The sequence below is a fragment of the Allobosea sp. NPDC055353 genome, assembly GCF_053644975.1.
Map to the genome: position 1 here is coordinate 1,274,356 of NZ_JBSHMC010000001.1, position 25,227 is coordinate 1,299,582.

Annotated in this window: 24 protein-coding genes and 1 pseudogene; 17 read left to right on the plus strand and 8 right to left on the minus strand. The window is 65.6% G+C overall.

Annotated features, from left to right (window positions below; all coding sequences use genetic code 11):
• Positions 1-44: 44 nt before the first annotated feature.
• The 5 genes from ACWIEX_RS05835 to ACWIEX_RS05855 all read left to right on the plus strand — a co-directional run bounded on the left by ACWIEX_RS05835 (position 45) and on the right by ACWIEX_RS05855 (position 4,392).
• Positions 45-1,157, plus strand: a complete 1,113-nt coding sequence (locus ACWIEX_RS05835; protein ID WP_454032150.1) for a polyamine ABC transporter substrate-binding protein — start codon at positions 45-47, stop codon at positions 1,155-1,157.
• A gap of 26 nt (positions 1,158-1,183) precedes the next feature.
• Positions 1,184-2,338, plus strand: a complete 1,155-nt coding sequence (locus ACWIEX_RS05840) for an ABC transporter ATP-binding protein (RefSeq protein ID WP_454032151.1) — start codon at positions 1,184-1,186, stop codon at positions 2,336-2,338.
• Entirely contained in the window at positions 2,335-3,237 is a 903-nt protein-coding gene (locus ACWIEX_RS05845) for an ABC transporter permease (protein ID WP_454032152.1), read from the plus strand. Before ACWIEX_RS05840 ends, ACWIEX_RS05845 begins: the two co-directional genes overlap by 4 nt.
• Positions 3,234-4,022, plus strand: coding sequence for an ABC transporter permease (locus tag ACWIEX_RS05850; RefSeq protein WP_454032153.1), 789 nt, complete (start codon positions 3,234-3,236; stop codon positions 4,020-4,022). The genes ACWIEX_RS05845 and ACWIEX_RS05850 overlap by 4 nt, the downstream gene beginning before the upstream one ends.
• A gap of 97 nt (positions 4,023-4,119) precedes the next feature.
• Positions 4,120-4,392: a hypothetical protein gene (locus tag ACWIEX_RS05855; RefSeq protein WP_454032154.1), complete on the plus strand. Its 273-nt coding sequence runs from the start codon at positions 4,120-4,122 to the stop codon at positions 4,390-4,392.
• A 62-nt stretch (positions 4,393-4,454) separates the two neighbouring features.
• On the opposite strand, the gene scpA is transcribed toward ACWIEX_RS05855, so the two are convergent.
• The 5 genes from scpA to ACWIEX_RS05880 form a co-directional block, all read right to left on the minus strand.
• Positions 4,455-6,620, minus strand: a complete 2,166-nt coding sequence (gene scpA, locus ACWIEX_RS05860; RefSeq protein WP_454032155.1) for a methylmalonyl-CoA mutase — start codon at positions 6,618-6,620, stop codon at positions 4,455-4,457.
• The gene (locus tag ACWIEX_RS05865; RefSeq protein WP_454032156.1) at positions 6,617-7,072 is read right to left on the minus strand and encodes a hypothetical protein; all 456 of its coding nucleotides are present in this window, start codon (positions 7,070-7,072) and stop codon (positions 6,617-6,619) included. Before ACWIEX_RS05865 ends, scpA begins: the two co-directional genes overlap by 4 nt.
• Positions 7,069-7,878 (minus strand): bifunctional hydroxymethylpyrimidine kinase/phosphomethylpyrimidine kinase, encoded by an 810-nt coding sequence (thiD, locus tag ACWIEX_RS05870; RefSeq protein ID WP_454032157.1) that lies wholly within the window; start codon positions 7,876-7,878, stop codon positions 7,069-7,071. Before thiD ends, ACWIEX_RS05865 begins: the two co-directional genes overlap by 4 nt.
• A 15-nt stretch (positions 7,879-7,893) precedes the next feature.
• Positions 7,894-9,867 (minus strand): methylmalonyl-CoA mutase family protein, encoded by a 1,974-nt coding sequence (locus ACWIEX_RS05875; protein ID WP_454032158.1) that lies wholly within the window; start codon positions 9,865-9,867, stop codon positions 7,894-7,896.
• A 167-nt stretch (positions 9,868-10,034) separates the two neighbouring features.
• A complete protein-coding gene (locus ACWIEX_RS05880) occupies positions 10,035-10,421 on the minus strand; it encodes a DUF2267 domain-containing protein (protein ID WP_454032159.1) in 387 nt (128 codons plus the stop codon).
• A gap of 157 nt (positions 10,422-10,578) precedes the next feature.
• On the opposite strand from ACWIEX_RS05880, the gene ACWIEX_RS05885 reads away from it, so the two are divergent.
• A complete protein-coding gene (locus tag ACWIEX_RS05885) occupies positions 10,579-12,120 on the plus strand; it encodes a helicase HerA-like domain-containing protein (RefSeq protein WP_454032160.1) in 1,542 nt (513 codons plus the stop codon).
• 131 nt (positions 12,121-12,251) lie between these two features.
• Here ACWIEX_RS05885 and ACWIEX_RS05890 read toward each other — a convergent pair whose 3' ends face one another.
• A complete protein-coding gene (locus ACWIEX_RS05890) occupies positions 12,252-13,595 on the minus strand; it encodes an Nramp family divalent metal transporter (RefSeq protein ID WP_454032161.1) in 1,344 nt (447 codons plus the stop codon).
• 192 nt (positions 13,596-13,787) lie between these two features.
• Between ACWIEX_RS05890 and ACWIEX_RS05895 the strand changes: the two genes are divergently transcribed.
• From ACWIEX_RS05895 to ACWIEX_RS05940, 10 genes and pseudogenes are all read left to right on the plus strand, one after another.
• A complete protein-coding gene (locus ACWIEX_RS05895) occupies positions 13,788-15,170 on the plus strand; it encodes a M20/M25/M40 family metallo-hydrolase (RefSeq protein WP_454032162.1) in 1,383 nt (460 codons plus the stop codon).
• On the plus strand, positions 15,167-15,748 hold the full coding sequence (locus tag ACWIEX_RS05900) for an LOG family protein (protein ID WP_061964458.1): 582 nt from the start codon (positions 15,167-15,169) through the stop codon (positions 15,746-15,748). The genes ACWIEX_RS05895 and ACWIEX_RS05900 overlap by 4 nt, the downstream gene beginning before the upstream one ends.
• Positions 15,749-15,908: 160 nt before the next feature.
• Positions 15,909-16,310, plus strand: a complete 402-nt coding sequence (locus ACWIEX_RS05905; protein ID WP_454032163.1) for a hypothetical protein — start codon at positions 15,909-15,911, stop codon at positions 16,308-16,310.
• Entirely contained in the window at positions 16,288-17,550 is a 1,263-nt protein-coding gene (locus tag ACWIEX_RS05910; RefSeq protein WP_454032164.1) for a DNA-packaging protein, read from the plus strand. Before ACWIEX_RS05905 ends, ACWIEX_RS05910 begins: the two co-directional genes overlap by 23 nt.
• A gap of 152 nt (positions 17,551-17,702) precedes the next feature.
• Complete coding sequence (locus ACWIEX_RS05915; RefSeq protein ID WP_454032165.1) at positions 17,703-18,884, plus strand: phage portal protein; 1,182 nt, start codon at positions 17,703-17,705, stop codon at positions 18,882-18,884.
• Entirely contained in the window at positions 18,881-19,081 is a 201-nt protein-coding gene (locus ACWIEX_RS05920; protein ID WP_454032166.1) for a hypothetical protein, read from the plus strand. Before ACWIEX_RS05915 ends, ACWIEX_RS05920 begins: the two co-directional genes overlap by 4 nt.
• Positions 19,078-19,260 carry a hypothetical protein gene (locus tag ACWIEX_RS05925; protein WP_454032167.1) on the plus strand — a complete coding sequence of 61 codons (183 nt, stop codon included), beginning with the start codon at positions 19,078-19,080 and terminating at the stop codon, positions 19,258-19,260. Before ACWIEX_RS05920 ends, ACWIEX_RS05925 begins: the two co-directional genes overlap by 4 nt.
• Complete coding sequence (locus tag ACWIEX_RS05930) at positions 19,257-19,757, plus strand: HK97 family phage prohead protease (protein WP_454032168.1); 501 nt, start codon at positions 19,257-19,259, stop codon at positions 19,755-19,757. The genes ACWIEX_RS05925 and ACWIEX_RS05930 overlap by 4 nt, the downstream gene beginning before the upstream one ends.
• A gap of 22 nt (positions 19,758-19,779) precedes the next feature.
• Positions 19,780-20,700, plus strand: a pseudogene (locus ACWIEX_RS05935) (phage major capsid protein); the annotation flags it as partial.
• 173 nt (positions 20,701-20,873) lie between these two features.
• A complete protein-coding gene (locus tag ACWIEX_RS05940; RefSeq protein ID WP_454032169.1) occupies positions 20,874-22,073 on the plus strand; it encodes a tyrosine-type recombinase/integrase in 1,200 nt (399 codons plus the stop codon).
• 83 nt (positions 22,074-22,156) lie between these two features.
• Here the strand turns inward: ACWIEX_RS05940 and ACWIEX_RS05945 are convergent, their stop codons facing one another.
• Together ACWIEX_RS05945 and ACWIEX_RS05950 are read right to left on the minus strand one after the other, a co-directional pair.
• Entirely contained in the window at positions 22,157-22,759 is a 603-nt protein-coding gene (locus ACWIEX_RS05945) for a hypothetical protein (protein ID WP_454032170.1), read from the minus strand.
• A gap of 780 nt (positions 22,760-23,539) precedes the next feature.
• Entirely contained in the window at positions 23,540-24,139 is a 600-nt protein-coding gene (locus ACWIEX_RS05950) for a hypothetical protein (protein ID WP_454032171.1), read from the minus strand.
• 745 nt (positions 24,140-24,884) lie between these two features.
• Here ACWIEX_RS05950 and ACWIEX_RS05955 point away from each other — a divergent pair.
• Positions 24,885-25,076 carry a hypothetical protein gene (locus ACWIEX_RS05955; protein WP_454032172.1) on the plus strand — a complete coding sequence of 64 codons (192 nt, stop codon included), beginning with the start codon at positions 24,885-24,887 and terminating at the stop codon, positions 25,074-25,076.
• The last annotated feature ends 151 nt before the right edge of the window (positions 25,077-25,227 follow it).

Here is a 25,227-nt window from a genome sequence, read left to right on the forward strand (position 1 = left end):
GGAAAGCTGGTAGCGTGCGCGCGCCAACACGATGGAGGGGCGGATTGGGCAGGACGACGAAGCGACTGACCGAGGCGATTGCCGCGTGCGCGATCGGACTGGGACTTCTGGCCACACCAGTGGTCGCGCAGGACAGGCAGCTGCGCATCTTCAACTGGTCTGATTATGTCGATCCGGAGGTGCTCGACGCCTTCAAGAAGGAAACCGGCATCACCGTCGTCTACGACACCTTCGACCAGATGGAGACGGTGGAGACCAAGCTTCTGGCCGGCAAGACCGGCTACGACCTGATCGTCGTCACCGCTTCCTTCCTGCCGCGCCACATTCCGCTGGGCCTCTACCAGCCGGTCGACAAGGACAAGGCTCCGAATCTCAAGAATATCTGGCCGGAAATCCAGACCAGGCTCGGCAAGTACGATCCCGGCAACAAATACGCCGTGAACTACATGTGGGGCACCACCGGGATCGGCTACAATGTCGCGAAGGTGAAGGAGCGGCTCGGCCCCGATGCGGTGATCGATTCCTGGAAGATCGTCTTCGAACCCGATCAGCTCAAGAAGCTGTCGAATTGCGGCGTGCATGTGCTCGATGCGGTCGAGGAGATGTTCCCGGCGGCTTTGCGCTATCTCGGTCTCGATCCCGACTCGAAGAAGGAAGCCGATCTCAACAAGGCCGGCGAGCTCCTGCGCAAGATCCGCCCGCATATCCAGAAATTCCACTCCTCGGAATACATCAACGCGCTGGCGAACGGCGATATCTGCCTGGCCGTGGGTTATTCCGGCGACATCCTTCAAGCGAAGAAGCGGGCGGAGGAGGCCAAGAACGGCGTCCAGATCGCCTATTCGATCCCGAAGGAAGGCGCGCTGATGTGGTTCGATTCCTTCGTGATCCCGAAGGATGCCGGCAATGTCGACGCCGCGATGAAGTTCATCGACTTCGTCAACAAGCCCGAGATGGCCGCAAAGAACTCGGACTTCATCCAGTATGCCAACGGCAATCTCGCCTCGAAGCCGATGCTCTCGGCGGCGGTGCGCGACAATCCCGGCATCTATCCGTCGGACGAGGTGATGGGGCGGCTCTATACGATCACGCCCTATGACCAGAAGTCCCAGCGGCTGGTGAACCGGCTCTGGACCCGCGTCAAGACCGGCAAGTGACCGGCTCCGGACAGGCCGCGAGCGCCATGAAGAAGACTTCGCCCGGCAGCGTGCGCCGGGCCTTCCAACCCTGGAACGACCCGGCGGCGAAGCCGCTGGTCGAGTTCCGGGGCGTGACCAGGCGCTTCGGCGACGTCACGGCCGTGAGCGATCTTTCGCTCGCGCTCTACCCGCGCGAATTCTTCGCGCTGCTCGGGCCCTCCGGCTGCGGCAAGACCACGCTGATGCGCATGCTCGCCGGTTTCGAGACGCCCGATGCCGGCACGATCCTGCTCGACGGGCAGGACATCACCGGCATCCCGCCGCATCTGCGGCCGATCAACATGATGTTCCAGTCCTATGCGCTGTTCCCGCATCTCAGCGTGGCCGGCAACATCGCCTATGGGCTGAAGCGGGAAGGGCTGCCGCGCGCCGAGATCGACCGGCGCGTCGAGGAGATGCTGGCGCTGGTCAAGCTCTCCGGTCTCGGCAGCCGCAAGCCGCATCAGCTCTCCGGCGGCCAGCGCCAGCGCGTCGCGCTCGCCCGCTCGCTCGCCAAGCGGCCGAAGCTGCTCTTGCTCGACGAGCCGATGGCCGCACTCGACAAGAAGCTGCGCGAGCAGACCCAATTCGAACTGATGGACCTGCAGAGCGAACTCGGCCTCACCTTCATGGTCGTCACCCACGACCAGGACGAGGCCATGACCATGGCCGACCGCATGGCGGTGATGGACCATGGCAAGCTCGTCCAGATCGGCCCACCCGACGTGATCTACGAGGCGCCGGCCAATCGCCACGTCGCGGAATTCGTCGGCGACATCAATATTTTCGAAGGCCGGATCGCGGCCGTCGAGGGCGAACTGGTCTGCGCCGAGGTCCCACATGTCGGCACCGTCGAGCTCGACGAGGAGGCGCCGGCCCTGAAGCCGGGCGAGCCGCTCGTCGTCGGGATCAGGCCCGAAAAGATCGAGATCGGCCATGACGAGCCGGATCAAGCGGTCAACAAGGTCGCCGGGGAGATATGGGATATCGGCTATCTCGGCGATTCCACCATGATCCAGGTGATGCTCGGCGGGGAGGGCGGTCAATTGGTCAAGGTCGCGCTCGCCAACCGCACGCGCCGGCTGGCGCGGCCCTTTGCCTGGGACGACAAGGTCTGGCTATCCTGGGATGTCGAGGCCGGCGTGGTGCTGCCGCCATGAGCGCGGTCGCTTCGTTGCAGCGGTTGCGCCGGCTGGTTGTGGCCGTGCCGTATCTCTGGCTCGCGCTGTTCTTCCTCGCGCCTTTCGCCATCGTGCTGCGCATGGCCTTCTCGCAGGCTGCGACGGCCCTGCCGCCCTATGCGCCGCATTGGGAGGGCCTCGCCCAGCTTGGCGAATTCCTCTCCCAGCTCGATCTCGCGAATTTCAGCCTGCTCGGCGACGACGCACTCTACTGGCAGAGCTATCTCTACTCCCTGCGCATCGCGGCGCTGACCACACTCTTCGCCCTCGCGATCGGCTATCCGCTCGCCTATGCGATGGCATCAGTGCCCGCGCGCTGGCGTGGCCTGTTGCTCGTCTTCGTCATCCTGCCTTTCTGGACCTCCTTCCTGATCCGCGTCTACGCCTGGATCGGCATCCTCAGGCCGGAAGGTTTGCTCGATGCGGCGCTTGGCCTGCTCGGCTTCGATGGCGAGCCCTTGCGTCTGCTCAACACCGAGACGGCTGTGCTGCTCGGCATGGTCTATTCCTACCTGCCCTTCATGGTGCTGCCGCTCTTCGCGACGCTGGAAAAGCTCGACCGTGGCCTGCTGGAAGCAGCCGCTGATCTTGGCGCCACGCCGGTCACGGCCTTCCTGACGGTGACCTTGCCGCTCTCGCTGCCCGGTATTCTCGCCGGATCGGCGCTGGTCTTCATCCCGGCGGTTGGCGAGTTCGTCATCCCGGACCTGCTCGGCGGCCCCGATACCGTGATGATCGGCAAGGTGCTGTGGAGCGAGTTCTTCTCGAACCGGGACTGGCCGCTGGCTTCGGCGGTTGCGGTCGTCCTGCTCGTCGTGCTGGTGCTGCCGCTCGTCCTGCTCCAGCGGGCGCGCTTGCAGCGGGAGCTGGCGGCATGAGCCGGCTCGGTCCCGGATTGATCCTGGCGCTGATCGTCGGCTTCGCCTTCCTCTATCTGCCGATCCTGACGCTCGTCGCCTATTCCTTCAACGCCTCGCGGCTGGTGACGGTCTGGGGCGGCTTCTCGACGCATTGGTACGGCGCGCTGATGCAGAACGAGCCACTGCTCGATGCCGCCTGGCTCTCGATCCGGCTCGGCTTCGTTTCCGCGACACTGGCGACGATCCTCGGTACGCTGGCTGCGCTTGCCCTGGCGCGTCATGGCCGTTTCATGGGGCGCACCTTGTTCTCCGGCATGGTGCTGGCGCCGCTCGTCATGCCCGAGGTGGTGACGGGCCTGTCGCTGCTGCTGCTCTTCGTCGCCGTCGATGTCGAGCGCGGCTTCTGGACCGTGACGATCGCGCACGCGACCTTCAGTCTCGGCTTTGCCTGCATCGTCGTGCAGTCGCGGCTGGCCGGTTTCGATCGCTCGCTGGAGGAGGCGGCGCAGGACCTTGGCGCCACGCCCTTCGTCACCTTCTGGACCGTGACGCTGCCCTTGATCTGGCCGGCGGTGGCGGCGGCCTGGATGCTGGCCTTCACGCTCTCGCTCGACGATCTCGTCATCGCGAGCTTCACGACGGGGCCCGGCGCGACGACGCTGCCGATGCGACTTTATTCGGCGGTGAAGCTCGGCGTCTCGCCCGAGATCAACGCCGCCTGCACGATCATGATCGGGGCCGTCGCCGTCGTCGTGATCGCAGCCTCGCTGATTTTGAAGCGCGAGCAATTGTCCGGCAGTTAAACGGGGGCTGAACGGCGCCCTCAAAGCCCGTTCAGCCACGCCATGCGAATGTCCGATCCGTGGCAGGGCGCTCCCTGCCGGAACAGGACATGAGACCATGATTGGCAATCGCGCCCGGATCGGTTTGTTAGCCCTCGCGCTCAACGGCGCGGTGCTCGCAGCCTCGGCATTCGCCGGGGCGGGCGAGGCGCAGGCCTTCGGTGGCCGCTATGAGCGCCCCTATGATCGCCCGGCCTACGGCTATGGCTGGCGCCCGGCGCCGCCCGCCGTCCATGGCTTCTGGGGCCAGCGCCGTTGGCACCGCTATTCCGACGGTTACGGCATGCGGCCGCCTCCGCCGCGCTACGGCTATGGTTACGGCTGGCGGTAAGTGTCGCCACGTCGGTCGTAATCATGGGGCGGGCGCTGCCGGCTGGCAGCGCCCGCCTTCCTTTATTCCGCAGCCGTCCGCTGGGCGTAGCCGAGGCGCTCGTTCAATTCCTGCAGAAGTTTCTCGGCGGCATCCGCGATGACGGTGCCGGGCGGGAAGATCGCCGAGGCGCCGGCGGCGATCAGCGTGTCGAAATCCTGCGGCGGAATCACGCCGCCGACCACGATCATGATGTCGGGCCGCCCCGCATTGGCAAGCGCTGCCTTGAGCTCCGGCACCAGCGTGAGGTGCCCCGCCGCGAGCGAGGAGACGCCGACGATGTGGACGTCGTTCTCAACCGCCTGCCGCGCCGCCTCGTCCGGGGTGGCGAAGAGCGGGCCGATATCGACGTCGAAGCCGAGATCGGCGAAGGCCGAGGCGATGACCTTCTGGCCGCGATCGTGTCCGTCCTGGCCCATTTTGGCGACGAGGATGCGCGGGCGGCGCCCATCCGCTTCCTCGAAATCCTGGCAGAGCAACTGGACGCGCGTCACGGCTGGATTCATGTCGCCGACCTCCCGCTTGTAGACCCCCGAGATCGCCTTGATCTCGGCCCTGTGCCGCCCGAAGACCTTCTCCATCGCCAATGAAATCTCGCCGACGGTGGCCTTGGCGCGGGCGGCCTTGACCGCGAGATCGAGCACGTTGCCGTTGCCGGCGGCGCCATTGGTCAGCGCCGTCAGGGCGGCCTCGACCTCGGTCTCGCTGCGTTCGGCCTTGAGGCGCCGGAGCTTGTCGAGTTGCTGCGCGCGCACCGAAGCGTTGTCGACCTTGAGCACGTCGATCGCCGCTTCGTTGTCGGGCTTGTAGCAGTTGACGCCGATGATCGCCTGCTGGCCGCCATCGATGCGCGCCTGCGTCTTGGCGGCGGCCTCCTCGATGCGCAGCTTCGGAATACCGGCCTCGATCGCCTTGGCCATGCCGCCAAGCGCCTCGACTTCCCTGATATGGCCCCAGGCCTTCTCGGCGAGCTCGGCGGTCAGACGCTCGACGTAATAGGAGCCGCCCCACGGGTCGATGATCCGGGTCGTGCCGCTCTCCTGTTGCAGCAGGATCTGGGTGTTGCGGGCGATGCGGGCCGAGAAATCGGTCGGCAGCGCCAGCGCTTCGTCGAGCGCGTTGGTGTGCAGCGACTGGGTATGGCCTTGAGTCGCCGCCATCGCTTCGATCATCGTGCGCGGCACGTTGTTGAACACGTCCTGCGCCGTCAGCGACCAGCCCGAGGTCTGGCAATGCGTGCGCAGCGGTAGCGACTTCTCGTTCTGCGCGCCGAAATCCTTGACGAGCTTCGCCCAGATCAATCGGGCGGCGCGCATCTTGGCGACTTCCATGAAGAAGTTCATGCCGATCGCCCAGAAGAAGGACAGGCGCGGCGCGAAGACATCGACCGAAAGGCCAGCCCGCTGGCCGGCGCGGATATACTCGACGCCGTCGGCCAGCGTGTAGCCGAGCTCGAGGTCCTGCGTCGCCCCCGCCTCCTGCATGTGATAGCCGGAGATCGAGATCGAGTTGAATTTCGGCATGTTCGCCGAGGTGAAGGCGAAGATGTCGCCGATGATCCGCATCGAGGGCGAGGGCGGGTAGATATAGGTGTTGCGGACCATGAACTCCTTGAGGATGTCGTTCTGGATGGTCCCCGAGAGCTTCGCCTGCGGCACGCCCTGTTCTTCCGCGGCGACGATGTAGAGCGCCAGCACCGGCAGCACGGCGCCGTTCATCGTCATCGACACGCTCATCTGGTCGAGCGGGATGCCGGAGAACAGCGTGCGCATGTCGTAGATCGAGTCGATCGCGACGCCGGCCATGCCGACATCGCCGGCGACGCGCGGATGGTCGGAATCGTAGCCGCGATGGGTCGCGAGATCGAATGCGACCGAAAGGCCCTTCTGCCCGGCGGCGAGGTTGCGCCGGTAGAAGGCGTTGGAATCCTCGGCCGTGGAGAAGCCGGCATATTGCCGGATCGTCCAGGGCTGGTTGACATACATGGTCGGGTAGGGGCCGCGCAGATAGGGCGCGATGCCCGGCAAGGTCTCGACGAAAGGCAGGCCATCGCGGTCGGCAGCGGTGTAGACCGGCTTGACCGGGATATCCTCGGGCGTCTGCCAGGCTTCGCCGGTGGGCAAGGCGCTGGCGGAGGGGCGAGCCCCTGTGGCGAAAGCGAGTTTCGTGAAATCCGGGATCGCGGTCATGCCCGTGCCTCCAGTTTCGCCAGGGTCCGGCACCGTTTCGCCAGAGCCGCTTCGAGTTTGGTGCGCTTGTCCGGTCGGTTTTTGCTCTTGCCGCCATCGCTGCCGCCGAAGTCGAGGCCGCCGACATCGCCTTCGAACAGGATGGCCAGAAGCAGGGCGACGAGGACCACCGGAATCCAGAGCGTATAGCGGCCAAGCCACCAGGCGAGTGCCGCGATGCCGAGACAGGCGGCCGTCACGGCGAGCGGATGATACATGAAATAGTGCAGCTTCGCCGCGACTGCGATCAGCAGCAGGGCGATCAGGCCCACCGCGACCAGCGTATCGATGATGGCTCTGCGCCAGAGCCGGCCGTCCATATGCTCCAGCAGCGTGATTTCGCGCCGCAATCTTTCGATACGACGCTGGCGCAGCGGCGACGGAGAACCCGATGAGGCCGCCATCGCGCTCACGCTCTGTCCCACCAATGGTGGAAATGATGCACCGGTCCGTGGCCTTGGCCAACCGCAACCTGATCGGCGGCAGCGATGGCGGCCGAGATATAGGTCTTGGCGTGGCCGACCGCCTCCGGCAGCTCCAGTCCCTTGGCCAGATTGGCGGCGATGGCGGATGACAGCGTGCAGCCGGTGCCATGGGTGTTGCGCGTTTCGAGCCGCGGCGCATTGAAGCGCTGGCGTGTGCCACCCGCGAGCAGCAGGAGGTCGCTGCTGATCTCACCGGTGCCGTGCCCGCCCTTGACCAGCACGTTCGCTGCGCCCAGCGCCGCGAGCTTTTCGGCCTGCTCGTCCATCGCTTCGTCGGTTTCGGCCGGGCTGGTGCCGAGCAGGGCGGCGGCCTCCGGCAGGTTCGGCGTGATCAAGGTTGCAAGCGGGAAGAGATGCGTGCGGATCGCCTCGACCGCCGCGCTTTCCAGGAGCCGCGCGCCCGAGGCCGCAATCATCACCGGATCAAGTACGACGTTCTTCGCGCCGTGGCGCTTCAGCCCGGCCGCCACCGTCTCGATCAATTCGGCGGTCGCCAGCATGCCGATCTTGACCGCACCGACATCGAGATCCTCGAAGACGGCATCCATCTGCTGGGCGACGAAGTCGCGCGGCACGGCATGGATGGCGCTGACGCCCTTCGTATTCTGGGCGGTCAGCGCGACGATGACGCTGGCGCCATAGACCTGATGCGCCGCGAAGGTCTTGAGATCGGCCTGGATGCCGGCGCCGCCGCTTGAATCCGAACCGGCGATGGTGAGGGCGATGGCAGTCAAACTCTTAGTCTCCGGTCACGCGCCTGCGATGGTCTGCGCTTGTGCGAGCGTCTCGACCACGTCGCAGCCCATGTAGATGAACGTGGTGACGCCGGCCTTGTTCAGGGCTTCGGGCTCGGCCGGACGCCCGGCGAGCCAGACCGTCGCTCCAGCCTTCGTAAGTGCTTCGGCTGCTGCGGCGCCTTCGGCAGCATAGGCCGCGTCTGAGCCGCAGAGGCAGGCGAGCTTCGCGCCCGAGGCACGCAAGGCGCCAACGAGAGCGTCGAGATCGGTGGCGCCGCTCTGCGCCAACCCATCGCCGCTGGGGGCCTCAAGACCACCGGCCTCGAACAGGTTGCGGGCGAAGCCGGCCCGCGCCGTGAAATCGGCGATCGGGCCGAGCGTCGCCAGGAAGACGACCGGGCGTTTCGATTGAGCGTCGGCCTTGTCGCGCAACGCCTCGAACGGCTCTGCCAGCCGGAGTGAGGGCAGGGGCTCCGAGCGCAGGCCCGCGGCAGGCGCGGCCAGGGCATCGGTCCGTCCGGCGCCGCCGGCGAAGGAGCGGATGATCTCGCCCTGGTTGCGCTCGGCGAGGCTGCCTTGCACGCGCTTTCCGTCGAGCTTGACCGGGGCAACGGGGAGAACCTTCGCCGTTTCCTCGCGGATATTCGGGAATTCGCTGGTACCGGTGATCGGCTCGCGGCGCGTCGCCACGGCCTTGGCGCGGGCGGCGCGCTGCTCGGCGAGCGTGTTCTGGAGATGACCCTCGACCAGGGCTGCGACGATGCCGGCGAGATCGCCGCTGCGTTGCCGCTCGATCTCCTGGAAGGCCTGCCAGCCCTGCTCGCAGAGCGCCTGCGTCAGCGTCTCAAAACCGCCGGCGCCGGCGGCGGGGTCGGCGACGCGCCAGAGATTGCTCTCTTCGAGCAGGATGAGCTGGGTGTTGCGGGCGACGCGGCGGGCGAAGGCATCAGGCAGGCCGAGCGCGGCGGTGAAGGGCTGGACGGCGATCGAATCGGCGCCGCCGATGCCTGCCGCGAAGGCGGCGACCGTGCCGCGCAGCAGGTTGACGTTCGGATCGCGCTTCGTCAGCGAGCGCCATGCCGTTTCGGCATGGATGCGCGCCGGTTTCGGCGTCAGGCCGCAAGCCTGTTGGATGCGGTTCCAGAGCAGACGCGCGGCCCGGAATTTCGCCACCGTCAGGAATTCGTCGGTATCCGCGACCAGCGTGAAGGCGAGTGCGTCGCGCGCTTCGGACAGGGCCATCCCCTGTGCTTCGAGCGTACGCAGGTAAGTCACTGCCGTGGCGAGCATCGCGCCAAGCTCCTGCGCTTCGCTGGCGCCGGCTTCGTGATAGGGGCGGCTGTCGATCTCGATGAACGGCCCGGCGAAGCCGCGCTCCTTCAGCGTGCGGATCGTGGCCGCGAGCCGGCGGCCGAGTTCGGGCCATGGCGCCGCGAGTGAGCCGCGGCTGGCGAAGACGCCGATAGGATCGAGGCCGAATGTGATCGAGAGCTCGCTCGGCGCGTGGCCGCGCTTCTGGATCAGGGCGGCGAGCAGCAGCGCGTTGATGCGACCCTGCGGGGCCGGATCAAGCCGCAGATGGATGAGATCCAGCATCACGCCCTGGAGCGCGGCATCGAGCGTCGCGACATCGTCAGCGATGAGGCCGTAGCCGCGCGCGCCCAAGGCTCCGGCGAAGCTGACGGTCAGCGTATCGGCGCCGCCTTCGAGATCGGCGAGAGCCAGTGTCCGAGCCTCATGCGGATGCGGATGGTCGAGCCGGGCTGCGACATGCCAGCGCCCAGCCTCGGCGCGAAGCGCCCGTGCAGGCGCCGTGGCGGCGGGGTAGAGCGGCTCGATGCGGATGCCGTCGGCAGTACGGCCGACGAGCCTCTTCTCGAAATCGGCACCCTTCAGGACCTTGTCGACCGCTGCGCGCCAGGCGTCATGAGACGGCGCCGCGAAAGCGTCGAGATAGGGCAGGTCGGATGGGGCAGCCGAGTTCATGCGCGCCGATGCTCCTCTTCCGCACAGTGTGCAGCCGTGGAGCGCTGATTGCCATGGGCGCGCACGCACCGCCATCCCTACTTCGTCGCAAAGCAGGTGCGAGAATACAAAAACGCCGCGGCGCTATCCTGAGACGGCGCCGCGGCGTTCGGAAAATTCGGCTGAGGTCAGACGAACTGGCCGAGGCCCGGGATCGCGCCGACGATGGCGCCCATCGCGTCCTCTCCGGCCTTCTCGCGGCCGACAGCGAACATTTCCTTCGAAACGGTCTGGATCTGACCCATCGAGAGACCAGCGCTCATGAGCTGGCCGCCGAGCGCCATCACGCCGCCGCCACCGCCCATCAGCCCGCCGATCGCGCCGAGCATGCCGCCCTTGGCGCCGCCTTCGGCATCGGCCAGCGCCTGCGCGCCCGGCAACGCCGCCATCAACTGGCCGATCTCGGCGGCCGGGCCTTCCTTCTGCAGGAAGGCGAGGATGATGCCGACCGCCTTGCGGGCGAGCTCCTCATTGATGCCGGCGGCCCCAGCCACACGCGTCAGCAATTCTTCCATGGATCCAAAACCCCTCGCCAAACGGCTTCGCCACGAAGCCTTCGAAAAATAGTTTACATATTTACGATCTGATTTCCAACGGCGTCGGGCTTCCGCCTTCTGCGTCCTTTGGTTACACCCTTGCCGGACCGGTTTGAAACCTGATGGGCGAATTTCAATGGCGAATGACGGCGCGATTCTGATCGGCAAGAGCGGCAAGCCCGAAAACCTCCTGCTCAAGCTCGCCAATCGCCATGGACTGGTGACCGGCGCCACCGGCACAGGAAAGACGGTGACGCTGCAGGTGATGGCCGAGGGTTTTGCCCGCAATGGCGTCCCGGTCTTCGCGGCCGACATCAAGGGCGATCTCTCCGGCATCGTCGCGCCCGGCGATTCCAAGCCGCCTTTCGTCAACCGCGCCAAGGAACTCGGCCTCAAATACGAGCCGGACCAGTTCTCGACCGTGTTCTGGGACGTCTTCGGCGAGCAGGGCCATCCCGTCCGCGCCACGATTTCCGAGATGGGCCCGCTGCTGCTGGCCCGCCTGCTCGACCTCAACGACACGCAGGAAGGCGTGCTCAACATCGCCTTCCGCATCGCCGACGAGCAGAAGCTGCTGCTGCTCGATCTCAAGGACCTGCGCGCGATCCTGAGCTTCATCGCCGAGAACGCGCAGGATCTGACGACCAAATACGGCAACGTCACCTCGGCGTCGGTCGGCACGATCCAGCGAGCGCTGCTCGTGCTCGAGAACCAGAAGGGCGATCTGTTCTTCGGCGAGCCGGCGCTCGACATCAACGACCTGATGAAGACGGATCGCGACGGCCGCGGCATCGTCAACATCCTCGCCGCCGACAAGCTGATGAACAATCCGCGGCTTTACGCGACGTTCCTGCTCTGGCTGCTTTCCGAGCTGTTCGAGCAGTTGCCCGAGGTCGGCGATCTCGAAAAGCCCAAGCTGGTCTTCTTCTTCGACGAGGCGCATCTGCTCTTCAACGGCGCGCCCAAGGCGCTGCTGACGGCGGTCGAGCAGGTCGTGCGCCTGATCCGCTCGAAGGGCGTCGGCGTCTATTTCGTCACGCAGAACCCGCTCGATATCCCCGATACCGTGCTGGCCCAGCTCGGCAACCGCGTCCAGCACGCGCTGCGCGCCTTCACCCCGCGCGACCAGAAGGCGGTACGCGCCGCTGCCGAGACCTTCCGCCAGAACCCGAAGATCAACACCGAGGAGGCGATCAGCCAGCTCGCCGTCGGCGAGGCTCTGATCTCCATGCTCGAAGGCAAGGGCTCGCCCGAGATGGTCGAGCGCGCCCTGATCGCGCCGCCGATGGCGCAGGTCGGTCCCTGCACCCCGCAGCAGCGCCAGCAGGCGATCAACGCCTCGCCGGAAAAGGGCAAGTACGACACGATGGTCGACCGGGAGTCGGCTTATGAAGAGTTGATGAAGCGCAAGAACCTCAATCCCGACGGTTCCCCCGTCGAGGCGTCGACGGATGGCGGCGGCGGCGGCATCCTCGACACGATCGGCGGCTGGCTCGGCGGCGGCGCGCCGCAGCAGCGCCCGAAGACGGGGCCTGGATCGCGCGGCGGCCCGCTGCCGCAGAGCATGACCGAGAAGATTATCACCTCGGCTGCCCGTTCGGCCGCGACCTCGATCGGCCGTCAGGTGGGCACGGCGATCCTGCGGGGCATTCTGGGGTCGATGTCGGGCAAGCGCTGAAGGTTTTTCGTCATGGTCGGGCTTGTCCCGACCATCCATGTCTTCGCTGATCGAGGGCAGTGTTCAAGACGTGGATGCTCGCCACAAGGGCGAGCATGACGCCTGTCGGGGCCAAGTGGCGCTATCGCCCCTCACGCTCCCGTGGCGAAATCGTAGATCAGCTTGATGTTCAGCACGATGATGATCGCGGCGATGATGCCTGCGGTCAGGCTGAGCCAGCGCGGCGCGACGAGCGCACCCATCTTCTGCTTCGAGGCCGTGAACATCACAAGCGGCACGACCGCGAAGGGAAGTTGCAGGCTGAGCACGACCTGGCTGAGGATCAGGAGCTTGGCCGTCTGGCTCTCGCCATAGATCAGCGTGACCGCGATCGCCGGCACGATCGCGACGAGGCGCGTCACCAGCCGACGCATCCAGGCCGGCAGGCGGATGCGGAGGAAACCCTCCATCACGATCTGGCCGGCCATGGTCGCGGTCACCGTCGAGTTCAGGCCGCAGCAGAGCAGGGCGATCGCGAAGAGCGAGGGCGCGATCGAGGCGCCCAGCAGCGGCTGCAGGAGTTCCTGCGCCTTGCCGAGTTCGGCGACGTCATGGTGGCCGGCCTTGTGGAAGGTCGCGGCGGCCAGGATCAGGATCGAGGCATTGATCAGCAGCGCGAAGCAGAGTGCGACGGTGGAGTCGATCGTCGCGAATTTCAGCGCCTCGCGCTTCTCCGGCAGCGTCTCGCCATAGGCGCGCGTCTGCACGATGCCGGAATGCAGGTAGAGGTTATGCGGCATCACGGTCGCGCCGATGATGCCGAGCGCGATATAGAGCATGTTCGGGTTGGTCACGATCTCCGTCGTCGGCGCGAAGCCGCGGATGACCTCGCCCCAGTTCGGATCGGCCAGTGCGATCTGGATGCCGAAGCACAGCGCGATGACGCCGAGCAGCGTGATGATGAAGGCCTCGATCCAGCGGAAGCCGCGCGTCTGCAGCCACAGGATGATGAAGACGTCGAAGGCGGTGATCAGTACGCCGATCTCCAGCGGGATGCCGAAGAGCAGGTTGAGGCCTATCGCGGTGCCGATCACCTCGGCGAGGTCGGTGGCGCAGATCGCAAGCTCGGCGAGTAGCCAGAGCGGAAAGGCCATATAGGGCGGATAGGCGTCGCGGCAGGCCTGGGCGAGGTCGCGGCCTGTGGCGATGGCGAGCCGCGCGCAGAGCGATTGCAGGATAATCGCCATCAGGTTCGAGATCAGCGCGACGACGAGCAGCGTGTAGCCGTACTGGGCGCCGCCGGCGAGCGAGGTCGCCCAGTTGCCGGGGTCCATGTAGCCGACGGCGACGAGATAGCCCGGTCCGAAGAAGGCGAGGAACTTGCGCCAGGTCGACGAGGTCGGCGTGACCTTGATGGTGCGGAAGACATCCGTCAGAGACGGCTCGCCCCGCGATCGAAGCCAGATCGACGAGGATTCGCGGGCGCTTTGCGACATGATGGAGCTTTGCTGCAACTTGGTTGCAATAAGGGGTATCGGCTCGCGATCGCCCTGTCAACCTAATTGCGAATGATTGGCAATTAGAGCTGCAGAGGAGACGCGATCCTGCCCGGCATGCGCGAATAGAGGCTGACGCCCGCGGCGGCGCTTGCCATGATGGCGTCATCTGAATCGCATCCGATGGCTGTCATGACCAAGCTTCCCGCTATTCTCGCCCGCCTTGACGATGGGCTCGATGCCTCGCTCGATCGTCTTTCCGCCTGGCTCGAAATCCCCTCGATCGGCACGGATCCGGCCTTCAATGCTGAGACGCGCGCTGCCGCCGAATGGCTGCGGGCGGACCTGGAAGGGCTCGGCTTCAAGGCCGAATTGCGCGAGACCGGCGGGCATCCCGTCGTGCTGGCCCATCGCCCCAAGCCCGGTGCGCCGCATGCGCTTTTCTACGGCCATTACGATGTCCAGCCGGTCGACCCCGTCAGCCTCTGGGACACCGACCCGTTCAAGCCGGTCGTTCGCGAGCTCGAGCCCGGCCGCAAGATCATCTCGGCGCGCGGCGCCTGCGATGACAAGGGCCAGGTGATGACCTTCATCGAGGCCGTGCGCGCGACGCTGGCCGAGACCGGCGACCTGCCGATCGGCCTGACCATCCTGGTCGAGGGCGAGGAGGAGTCCGGTTCGGTCAATCTGCCCGGCTATATCAAGGCCAACGCGGCCGAGCTGAAGGCCGACTACGCGCTGGTTTGCGATACCGGCATGTGGGACCGCGATACGCCGCTGATCACCTCGACCCTGCGCGGCATGGTTTATCAGGAGGTCACGCTGACCGCCGCCGACCGCGACCTGCATTCCGGCCTGTTCGGCGGCGCGGCCGCCAACCCGATCCATCTTCTCGCGCGAATCCTCGGCGAGATCCATGACGAGACCGGCCGCATCACCATTCCCGGCTTTTACGAGGGCGTGCACGAGCCGACCAATGCCCAGAAGGCGGAATGGGCCGATCTCAACCTGACGGAGAAGGAGTTTCTCGGCCAGGTGGGCTTGAAGCACTCGATCGGCGAAAAGGGCCGGATGCTGATCGAGCAGATCCAGTCGCGCCCGACCTGCGACGTCAACGGCATCTGGGGTGGCTATACCGGCGAGGGCAGCAAGACGCTCATTCCAGGCCAGGCCTCGGCCAAGGTCTCGTTCCGCCTTGTGGGCGATCAGGACCCGGCGAAGATCGCCGCCGCCTTCCACCAGTTCATCCGCGAGCGCCTGCCCGAGGACGTGACCGCCGAATTCATCAGCCATTCCGGCTCGCCGGCGCTGGCGGTGCCGGTGGATTCGCCGGTGCTCCAGAAGGCGCGCGTTGCGCTCGCCGAGGAATGGGGCGGGCGCGTCGTCTCGATCGGCAGCGGCGGCTCGATTCCTGTCGGCGGCGATTTCAAGCGCACGCTCGGCATCGACACGCTCTTCGTCGGTTTCGGCCTCGACGATGACCGGGTCCATTCGCCGAACGAGAAATACGACCTGTCCTCCTTCCAGAAGGGCCAGCGCTCCTGGGCCCGCATCCTGCAGGCTCTCGGTTCATGAGATCGGTTTGCGTCTTCTGCGGTTCCAACCCGGGCAATGACCCCGTCTATGCGGCGGGTGCCCGCGCCATGGGGGCCGAGATCGCCCGGCGCGGTCTGACGCTGGTCTATGGCGGCGGTGCGGTCGGTCTGATGGGCATCGTCGCCAATGCGGCGATGGAGGCCGGAGGCCAGGTCCATGGCGTCATCCCGCAAGCGCTGAAGGACAAGGAGGTCGGCCATGTCGGGCTGACCCGGCTCGAGGTCGTCGACACCATGCACACCCGCAAGGCGCGCATGGCCGAGCTTTCGGACGGCTTCATCGCCATGCCCGGCGGCATCGGCACCTTCGAGGAACTGTTCGAGATCTGGACCTGGGGCCAGCTCGGCATCCATGCCAAGCCGCTCGGACTGCTCAACGTCGCGGGCTTCTACGATCCGCTGGCGACCTTCCTCGACCGCACCGTCGAGGCCGGCTTCCTGAAGCAGAACCACCGGGCCATGGCGATGACCGATACCGAGCCGGCGACGCTGCTCGACCGGATGGAAACTTACGTCCCGGCGGCGACCTATAAATGGATCGAGAAGGAACAGGCCTGAGGCTTCCGGTCGATGCAGCTCAGGATTGTAGGAATTTTATCCTTGACATCGTGACGCTGATCCGCTAGACATCAGGAACGCTCACGAAATCTGCTCGAACGAAGCCGCCGCGCTCTCCAGCCGGCGGCTTTTTCGTGCCTGTCTTCCGGGAGGGGACATCATGGCCGAACAGGATGGCGCCACGCCGCAACCGCCCTCCGAGCCGAAGTCGAAACCGAGATCGGTCTCGCGCAAGGCGGTGGTGGGGCAGCTCTGGCGTGCGGCCAAGCGCCAGATCGACACTCATGAGGAGCATCTCGCCGACCTGCCGAAGGGCACGACCGCGAGCGAGGGCGATGCCAAAGCGCTGGCGGTGCTTGCGCGCACCGTCCGCGAACTGGTCGCGATCGAGGAGCCCCCGGCCACGAGGAAGGACAAGTACACGGATGAGCCTTCCGCTGCCGACGACCTGCGACATGTCGCACAGCTCCGTCAGGATCTTGCTCGACGTCTTGAAGCGCTGGCCGCTCATGACGCGGGTGAGAATTCTCAAGAGGCTGATGCCGACGGCGACGCCGGATGACGTCGAGATCATCCGGAATACCTGGGATATCTGGGCGCGCCCCGACCAATTGCCGCCCGAGCCGCTGAAGCCGATCTGGCTGGTGCTGGGCGGGCGAGGGGCCGGCAAGACCCGCACCGGTGCCGAATGGGTCAAGGGCATGGCGCTGGGCCATCCGCCCTTTGCGGATGTACCGACGGAGCGGATCGCCCTCGTCGGCGAGACGCAAGCACAGGTCCGTGACGTCATGATCGAGGGCGTCTCCGGACTGCTCTCGATCCATACCCGCTGGGAGCGGCCGATCTGGCAGCCTTCGCTGCGCCGCCTGCAATGGACGAACGGCGCCATCGCGCAGGTCTTCACAGCCGAGGACCCGGAGGGCTTACGCGGCCCGCAATTCGGCGCGGCCTGGTCCGACGAACTGGCGAAATGGCCGAACCTCGGGGAGTGCTGGGATATGCTGCAATTCGGCCTGCGCCTTGGCGACAATCCCCGTCAGGTCGTGACGACGACGCCGCGCCCGCTGCCATTGGTGAAGCGCCTGCTGGTCGAGCCGCATGTCGCGGTCAGCCGGGCGCGGACGCAGGACAACCGCTACAACCTCGCCGCCGAATTCGTGCGCACGGTCACGCAGACCTATGGCGGCACGCGGCTCGGCCGGCAGGAGCTCGACGGCGAGATCGTCGAGGAGAGCCCGGACGCGCTCTGGACGCGGGCCATGATCGAAGCGGCCCGCGAGCGCGAGTTCCCCGCACTCGCCCGGATCGCGGTCGCGGTCGATCCGCCCGCCACCTCCTCGCAGCGGGCCGACCGCTGCGGGCTCGTCGTCGCTGGCATCGACCATGACGGTGTCGGCCATGTGCTGGAGGACGCGACGTTGGCCGGCGCACGGCCGCAGGAATGGGCGGAGAGGGCGGTCGCGCTCTATCGCCGCCATGAGGCGGATGCGCTGGTCGTCGAGGTCAACCAGGGCGGCGAGATGGTCGAAAGCATCATCCGGGAGGTCGATGCCGGCGTTCCCGTCGTTTCGGTGAGGGCGACGCGTGGCAAGTATCTCCGGGCCGAGCCGGTGGCGGCGCTTTATGCGCAGGGCCGGGTACGCCATGCCGGGGCCTTTCCCGCGCTCGAAGACGAGATGTGCGCCTTCGGTCCGCGCGGACTCGAAACCGGCCGTTCGCCGGACCGGCTCGACGCGCTGGTCTGGGCGCTGACCCATCTGATGCTTGCGCCGAAAGCCCGGCCAAGGGTGAGGGGCATCTAACCTTCCATCAACCGTCATTGCGAGGAGCGTCAGCGACGAGGCAATCCAGGGGCCGAGGGACTGAACGTCTCGCCCGGTCCTCCTGAATTGCTTCGCTGCGCTCGCAATGACGGCGATTAAACCGCGTTTCACGCTCCAACAGCGAGATATCCATGTTCGATTTCCTTCGCAGCCTGCGCGGCCGAGCCGCGCCGGGCCAGAAGCGCTCGCGCGTCGGGCCACTGATCGCGCTGCATGAGACGGGGCGCGCCGTCTGGACGCCGCGCGACTATGGCGCGCTCTCGCGGGAGGGCTATGAGCGAAACCCGGTCGTGCATCGCTGCATCCGCCTGATCGCGGAAGCGGCCGCGCAGACGCCGCTCATTGCCAAGGTCGGCTCGCGCGAGGTGCCGGAGCATCCGGCGCTCGCCCTGATCGAGCGGCCCAATCCACGCCAGGGCGGCATTGCCTTCCGCGAGATGCTGGTCGGGCATCTGATGGTCGCCGGCAATGCCTATGTCGAGGCGGTCAGTACCGGTCGCGAACCGCGCGAACTCTATGCGCTGCGGCCTGACCGGATGCGCGTCGTGCCCGGCCGTGATGGCTGGCCCGAGGCCTATGACTACACCGTGGGAGGCGACACCGTGCGCTTCAGGCAGGACGAGGGCGGCTTGCCGCCGATCCTGCACCTGACGCTGTTCCACCCCGTCGACGACCACTACGGCCTGTCGCCGATCGAGGCGGCGGCGGTCTCGCTCGACATCCACAATGCAGCCGGCAGCTGGCACAAGGCCCTGCTCGACAACGCTGCGCGGCCGTCCGGCGCCCTGGTCTATGCCGGGCCGGAAGGCGCGACGCTGACCGATGCACAGTTCGAGCGGCTGAAGCAGGAGCTGGAGGACTCGTTCCAGGGCGCTCGCAATGCCGGCCGGCCGCTGCTGCTCGAAGGCGGATTGGACTGGAAGCCGCTCTCGCTGACGCCGGCGGAGCTCGATTTCGTTGCCGCCAAGGGTGTTGCGGCCCGTGAGATCGCGCTCGCCTTCGGCGTGCCGCCGCTGCTGCTCGGCCTACCCGGCGACAACACCCACGCCAATTTCGCCGAGGCCAACCGGGCGCTCTGGCGCCAGACCGTCATCCCGCTGGTGCGCCGGACGGCCCAGTCGCTGGCGCAATGGCTGGGTTCGGCCTTCGGCGACGAATTGCTGCTGGAACCCGATCTCGACGCCATCGAGGCGCTGGCCGAGGAGCGGGAATCGCTCTGGCGCCGGCTCGGGGCTGCGAGCTTCCTCGACGAGGACGAGAAGCGCGAGGCCGTCGGCTACGGCCGGCGCGCCTCCGGGAAGGAGGTCTCATGACCATGCTCGAACAGGTCGTCGCGGCCTTCGTCGGCCGCGCCGATGTCGGCCATCTCGGCCTGCTGCTCTGGGCGGCGAGCGCCTCGGGGCTGGCCTGGCTCGTGTTGCGCGAGCTGACCGCTGCCAATCGCCGCTTCGACGATTTCGTCCGCGAGCTCAATCGCTTCAACGCACGCCATGAAGGAGACCCGTCATGAAAGGCAGAAACGGTGCGGCCAAGCCTCCGCCCAAGGCGCGCATGGCGGCCGGCCGCGCGGGCAGGGCGTCGCGCAGCGGCGCGCCTGTCGAAACCTTCAGCCGCTTCGTCCGCCAGCTCGCCAAGCTCGAGGCCGGGCGGACGAAGGGCGGCCGGGACGATGGGGAGGGAGAGCGATGACGCCAGCCCGCGCCTCGTTCGAATCCAAGCTGCTGCCGCTCCAGCCGGCCCGGGTCGGACTGGATGGCCTGTTCGAAGGCTATGCCAGCCTGTTCCGGATTCCCGACCTCGGCAAGGATATCGTCGAGCCCGGCGCCTTCCGCGAGAGCCTGCAGCGGCGCGGGCCGGGCGGCGTGAGGATGCTCTGGCAACATGATCCGGCCGAGCCGATCGGGCGCTGGTCGAGCCTCATCGAGGATGGCCGCGGCCTGTTCGTGCGCGGCCGGCTGTCGCTCGCCGTCGCCCGCGCCCGCGAAATCCACGCGCTCATGCTGGACGGCGCGATCGACGGCCTGTCAATCGGCTTTCGCCACGAGAAGGCCCGCACCGAACCGCGCACCGGCCTGCGTCGACTCGAACGCATCGATCTCTGGGAGGTCTCGGTCGTGACCTTCCCCATGCTGCCCCAGGCCCGGATCGCCACTGTCAAGGCCACCCGGCCCTCAGCCTTCATCTGACCCATCACCCGGAGGAGAGACTATGAGCCATCTCAACACCGCGCCCGAGACCAAGGCCGCCGGCGGCGATCTCACGCTGGCCTTCGAGGACCTGCGCTACACGCTGGAAAACCACCGCGCCACCAACGAGGAGCGCCTCGCCGGGCTCGAGGCGCGCCAGGGCGTCGATCCGCTGACCGAGGAGAAGCTGGTCCGCATGGACGCGGCGCTCGACGACACCATGCGCCGCATCGACCGGCTGACGCTGGAGCGCGCCCGTCCGGCGCTGGGCCAGGACGGCCCGCGCGACCCGTTGACGGCCGAGCACAAGGCCGCTTTCGGTGCTTACGTCCGTACCGGCGAGGCCGGCGGGCTGAAGCGGCTGGAATCCAAGGCGCTCTCGGCCGGGTCCGGTCCGGATGGCGGCTATCTCGCGCCGGCGACCGTCGAGGGCGAGATCCTGCGCCGCCTGGCGAATGTCTCGCCGATCCGCTCGCTCGCCACCGTCCGCACGATCTCGTCTGGCACCTACAAGAAGGCGTTCTCGACCACGGGTCCGGCTTCCGGCTGGGTCGCGGAGACGGCGGCGCGGCCGCAGGGCGCTTCGCCGACCCTGGCCGAGCTCTCCTTCCCGGCCATGGAACTCTACGCTATGCCGGCAGCGACGCAGACGCTGCTCGACGATGCCATCGTCGATATCGACCAGTGGATCGCCGAGGAGGTCGAGAGCGCCTTCGCCGAGCAGGAGGGCGCGGCCTTCGTCACCGGCGACGGCGTCGACAAGCCGAAGGGCTTCCTGGCCTATCCGACGATCGCCGATGCGAGCTGGAGCTGGGGCAATATCGGCGTGCTCAACACCGGCGTCGCCGGGGCCTTCCCGGCCTCCAACCCCGCCGACGTGCTCGTCGATCTCGTCTATGCGCTGAAGGCCGGCTATCGCCAGAATTCCCAACTCCAGCTTTCTTTTGTCTAGGGCTGCCTGCCAACGCCTTTACAAGCGATTGGCATCTATGATGAAATCGGCTTGGCATGCCCATCTTTGCCCACCATCGCCCAGCATCGTCAATCGAATGAAATTAGGGGCAATAATGTTGCCGAATTAGGGGCGTCGCATTAGGGTGGATTAGGGACAAGGACATGGCCATGCGCGCTACTAACAAGCTATCTGACACCGCCCTTCGAAAGACTCAGTTCAAGCCGGGGCTGCATGGCGACGGTGGCGGGCTCTATCTGCGGGTCAGCGCATCGGGCGCGAAGTCGTGGGTGATGCTCTATGTTCGAAGCGGGAAGCGCACCGAATTAGGCCTGGGCGCCTATCCGCAAACCTCGCTAGCGACGGCGCGGGAGAAGGTGCGCGCGGCCCACGATCTGCTCAGCAAGGGCGGCGATCCGCTGACCGAGAAGCGCCGCGAGGCCTGCCCCACGCTCGACGCGCTGACGGATCGCTTCAAAGAGGAATTCGGCCATACGGTCGTCCCGAAGCTCGCCAAGCGGTGGCGCTCGCTTGTGACGATCCATGCCGCCAAGCTCTGCCCGCTGATGGTAGATCGCATCTCGACGGCCGATGTCGTGGCGACCCTGAAGGCGGCGCAGAAGACCAACCCGGCGAGTGCCAAGCACTTGCGCGGCATCCTTGAGCGCATCTTCGACTATGCGAAGGTCCTCGGCTTCCGGAGCGACAACCCCGCCGTTTGGAAGGGCCATCTCGCGCTTGCCATGGCGCCCCTCGGCCAGGACCCCACGCACCAGCCCGCGCTTCCATATGCCGACTGCCCGGACTTCTTCGCGAAAATGGGCGAGGGAATGACCAACGCGAAGGCTGGTATCCGCTTTCTGATGCTGACGGCCTGCCGGACGAACGATGTCGCCGGCATGCGCTGGCAGGAGATCGACGGCGACGTTTGGACGATCCCGGCGACGCGCACGAAGAACCGCAAGGAGTTTCGGGTGCCGCTGACCCCGGCCGCGCTCGCCGTCATCGAGCGGCAGCGGGTAACCATGGGGGGTGAGCCTAAGCTTGAAGGGATCGTTTTCGCCGGCCGGTTCGAGGGGCGGCCCATGTCACCGCATACGATGCTGCGCATTCTAAACGACGAGTTCGATAGCGCCTTCACGGTACATGGGTTCAGAAGCAGCTTCTCGACCTACATGCGGGAAAAAACCGACTTCCCGTTCGAGGTGATCGAGGCATGCCTCCAGCATGCGGTCGGCAATGTCGTCGCGCGATCCTATGCGCGGGGTGACGTGATCGAAAAGCGACGCGCTGCCCTCGAAGCCTGGGCCGATTTCCTGATGGAATTGAACCCGAAGCCGGCCTCGGCTGCGGCAGCGGCTTGACGTGCTAGGCTCTCGCTCGTCGCCGCAAGGCCGACCCGAACGCCGCCCCTAACGGCAGGGAGCCGGAAGGGCAGGGTAGCCCGTCATTCGGCGGGCGGTGGATCGATCATTTTGACCAACGAAAGGCTGTTGAAGCCGTGCGTCATCGCGTCGAAAACTTCCAAGCCCGATGCAGCCAACATCTCTTTCCAGATCGCGTTTAGATCGTCGTAGGCCTCCAGCACAGGTTCTGGCTGCGCTGCCTTTTCCCATCCGGCGCTTAGGTCCGACCGGATACCATCTAGTTGACCGACCAGAGCTTCCTCTTCGACATCAACTTCGAACTGAACCGGCTTGCCGTGAGCAAATGTGTCGCGAAGGTCCTTCATCGCCGTCATGTTGACGTATGGTCTACTGTTCCAATCCGGCGTCAGACCAAGTGTCGTGAAAACCTCCTTTAGCTTATCCGGAAATGACTGCCGCTCTTTCCAATTATTGATTTTCTTCGATCCAAAGAAGTTTAAGTACGCTTCAAAGGAGAAAGCGATCATTGTCGCGCAAGCAATGCAGTCGTATGCGATCCCGTTGCGATCATCATCATTCTGCTTTGAGCGAATAATCCCTGCGAAGTAGTGCGCAGCGCTATCGAGATCGTTATGAATGAAAATGTTGGCGGTTTGTTGCCTTCTAATACGAGCTCGCTGCATGTTTGCTCCTCGATTAATCAGACAATTGCTACAGCAAAAAGCCCCCCGGCAGGGCCGGAGGGCGAAGGCGTCCAAATATCCTCGGTCTGATGAGCTTGCGCCCGCGCCTGGCTGCCGTCAATGACCTCTGATCGGCTCAGGGCTTGCAAGCCGCGCGAGTCATCTGTAAATTCAGAAGATAGCAGGGCCGAGGGCTACCCTCGATAACCTTGTTCTAGTTTCCAGACTCTTCCCGTCGCTGTTTGGCGCAATGAAGCTTAACTGCTTCGCAATGCCCTTTTGACCGATCTACTCGATTAGAGCGACGGGCTCTGTCGAGGAACCAACCCAGGCTTTGCCGGGACGGTTCCTCGTGCGCCCCACGCGGAACTCCCGAAGAAGCTGCAACGCTAGGGACTTTCGATGGGCGATTATGTGCTCATTATTCTGGCCGTGTTGTTCCTCTTTGGGTGCATCCTCTGGCGTGCGGGTAGAACCGTTTCTGTCATGGCCCCGAGGATGGGCGATAATCCCACGCTTTGGGAGCAGATGGTTTTCAACACAAACTTGCGCATCTGGACTATCGGAAGCGAGGCGATTGTCGGCTTGGTAAGCAGGCTAGCAAGCCTGAGGATCGGCGCCGGCCGCCAGGAAGGCCAGCCTCCCGGCAAAATCGGGGAAGGGCGCCAGCGGCCGCCAGCGCCGCGCCTCGATGGCCCCAAGGCTGATGACCGGCCTAATGATCCTTCATAGCCATCAGCCAAGCATCCGGACCGTGAATATTCACGGCGGCCGACAGCGCTATGTGTCGAGTATGCTTCGGCTCGGCGCAGGCTGCTCGGACGAAGCCGTTTCTTGACGCGTAGCCTCCTCCGCTTCGCTTATTATGGCATCTTCCCGCATAAGGTCAGGATCAGGCTCGTGGTTGTCATCCGCGCTCGCAAGCGTCCAACCGGCACGTCCATGCGACTGGAAGATTGGCGAGTTTGATAGCATTGCGCTCAAATTGTTGCGCGGGTCATTCCCACCGATCTCAATGCCAAGCTGTAAGATGTGGTCGTAGATCGCAGCCGTGGGTGTGGGCTCATCAACACGATTGAGCAGAAACAGCCGCGCGGCCTCCAAAGCCTTCGCTCGCTCGGGGGAACCTCGTCGCACCTGAAACGGGCTTTGGTGCTTTTGGATTGTCGCAAGACTGTTTTGATACCGCTTGGCGACATCCGCTAGCTGCGCTGCGAGATTATCGATTTGCGGCGAACGACGCTTCGGCTCCGCCGGCTGATCCTTTTCATAGAGCGCGAGCATGCGCCGCGCTTCCTGCAAGCGAATGTAGGTCAAGCTACGCTCAAGCTCGGCCTCAAGGTTCGCGATCTCAGCCTTCAGCGCGGCGACAAACGACATGGGCGACCTCCTTCTGCGCCAGCACCGTACCATTGCCAAGCGAAGAACGAAACAGGCCCTTGGGGAAAAGGCAAAATCGTTGGCGGGGCCACTTGTAGGCTTGGGAATGGCGCGGTATTAAGGATGCTGAGCCGCTCGTGAAACGAGTCCGACCCGGATCATGATGGTACGAACATCATGCCGGGCCGGGTTTCGCGGGTTCCACTACGACGTCTCGGAAAAGGAGCCTAAGTGGAGGGCGGGGTCCGCCCAAGTCGCGTGCACCAGAGTATATAGGACCCTTAGTCCTGGTTCAAGGCTCCGCCTAGGAGTCGACCATGATCTACGTCCACAGCTACGAACGCGTCCGTTTCGGCAAGACCGAGCATGTGCGGGCGCATTACCGCGCTTTCCCTCGCTGTTAAGCGCCTAATCACTGCACTGGCCGCCGGGACAAGTTCCCGGCGGTTTTTTCGTTTCTGTCATCCCCGCTGACCAACGCCGACCGCGAGCGAATCAGCCGGCAGCGGAGTATGAGTTTTCACTAGCCAAGCCTATTGGCTTGGGGCAGCCGTGGTGGCGACTCTGATTGGTGTTGATCTCGGGAACATGACCCGAACGCTGCCTCCACGGCGCAACTCATTCAACGTGCTTGGTCGTTCCGGGTGCGGTCGCGGCGGACCCTAACGCGGTTCCCAACGGCAAGTGGCTGGTGGCCCGTTCTGCGGTCGGGTAGCGTGCGGAGATCGAAGCCCGGCGCCCGTCTATGAACCCGTTCAAGAATTTCTTCGTCAATCTGACCGCGACCGGAGCCTGGGCAATACTCGGCCTGCTAGCGATCTGCATCGCGGCCCTTGCGTTCGCACCCGAGGGCGAGCTGGCGTCGAAGGCGATGACTACGCTCACCGGGGTCTTCTGCTTTATCGCGGGCGCGCTGGCGTTCCGGCGCACGGACTGAATGGGGCGGACCTGACCCCCCGGCTTCCGTTGAAGCAGGGAGCCATGAGGGGTTAGGGATCGGCCTAGGTCGCGGCGTGACCTGTCGCGCACGCGCGGCGGTGGTCGTGCGATGGTAGATCGGGGCCTGGATGGCTTAAGGGGCTGGGCGG

Bases quoted from the DNA above. Each gene is read 5' to 3' on its own strand.
- ACWIEX_RS05890 (WP_454032161.1), bottom strand. From the start codon at position 13,595: ATGTCGCAAAGCGCCCGCGAATCCTCGTCGATCTGGCTTCGATCGCGG.
- ACWIEX_RS05905 (WP_454032163.1), top strand. From the start codon at position 15,909: ATGGCCGAACAGGATGGCGCCACGCCGCAACCGCCCTCCGAGCCGAAG.
- ACWIEX_RS05875 (WP_454032158.1), bottom strand. From the start codon at position 9,867: ATGAACTCGGCTGCCCCATCCGACCTGCCCTATCTCGACGCTTTCGCG.
- ACWIEX_RS05900 (WP_061964458.1), top strand. From the start codon at position 15,167: ATGAGATCGGTTTGCGTCTTCTGCGGTTCCAACCCGGGCAATGACCCC.
- ACWIEX_RS05855 (WP_454032154.1), top strand. From the start codon at position 4,120: ATGATTGGCAATCGCGCCCGGATCGGTTTGTTAGCCCTCGCGCTCAAC.
- ACWIEX_RS05910 (WP_454032164.1), top strand. From the start codon at position 16,288: ATGCCGACGGCGACGCCGGATGACGTCGAGATCATCCGGAATACCTGG.
- scpA (WP_454032155.1), bottom strand. From the start codon at position 6,620: ATGACCGCGATCCCGGATTTCACGAAACTCGCTTTCGCCACAGGGGCT.
- ACWIEX_RS05930 (WP_454032168.1), top strand. From the start codon at position 19,257: ATGACGCCAGCCCGCGCCTCGTTCGAATCCAAGCTGCTGCCGCTCCAG.
- ACWIEX_RS05895 (WP_454032162.1), top strand. From the start codon at position 13,788: ATGACCAAGCTTCCCGCTATTCTCGCCCGCCTTGACGATGGGCTCGAT.
- ACWIEX_RS05840 (WP_454032151.1), top strand. From the start codon at position 1,184: ATGAAGAAGACTTCGCCCGGCAGCGTGCGCCGGGCCTTCCAACCCTGG.
- ACWIEX_RS05945 (WP_454032170.1), bottom strand. From the start codon at position 22,759: ATGCAGCGAGCTCGTATTAGAAGGCAACAAACCGCCAACATTTTCATT.
- ACWIEX_RS05955 (WP_454032172.1), top strand. From the start codon at position 24,885: ATGAACCCGTTCAAGAATTTCTTCGTCAATCTGACCGCGACCGGAGCC.
- ACWIEX_RS05920 (WP_454032166.1), top strand. From the start codon at position 18,881: ATGACCATGCTCGAACAGGTCGTCGCGGCCTTCGTCGGCCGCGCCGAT.
- ACWIEX_RS05950 (WP_454032171.1), bottom strand. From the start codon at position 24,139: ATGTCGTTTGTCGCCGCGCTGAAGGCTGAGATCGCGAACCTTGAGGCC.
- ACWIEX_RS05885 (WP_454032160.1), top strand. From the start codon at position 10,579: ATGGCGAATGACGGCGCGATTCTGATCGGCAAGAGCGGCAAGCCCGAA.
- ACWIEX_RS05925 (WP_454032167.1), top strand. From the start codon at position 19,078: ATGAAAGGCAGAAACGGTGCGGCCAAGCCTCCGCCCAAGGCGCGCATG.
- ACWIEX_RS05915 (WP_454032165.1), top strand. From the start codon at position 17,703: ATGTTCGATTTCCTTCGCAGCCTGCGCGGCCGAGCCGCGCCGGGCCAG.
- ACWIEX_RS05940 (WP_454032169.1), top strand. From the start codon at position 20,874: ATGGCCATGCGCGCTACTAACAAGCTATCTGACACCGCCCTTCGAAAG.
- ACWIEX_RS05845 (WP_454032152.1), top strand. From the start codon at position 2,335: ATGAGCGCGGTCGCTTCGTTGCAGCGGTTGCGCCGGCTGGTTGTGGCC.
- ACWIEX_RS05880 (WP_454032159.1), bottom strand. From the start codon at position 10,421: ATGGAAGAATTGCTGACGCGTGTGGCTGGGGCCGCCGGCATCAATGAG.
- ACWIEX_RS05850 (WP_454032153.1), top strand. From the start codon at position 3,234: ATGAGCCGGCTCGGTCCCGGATTGATCCTGGCGCTGATCGTCGGCTTC.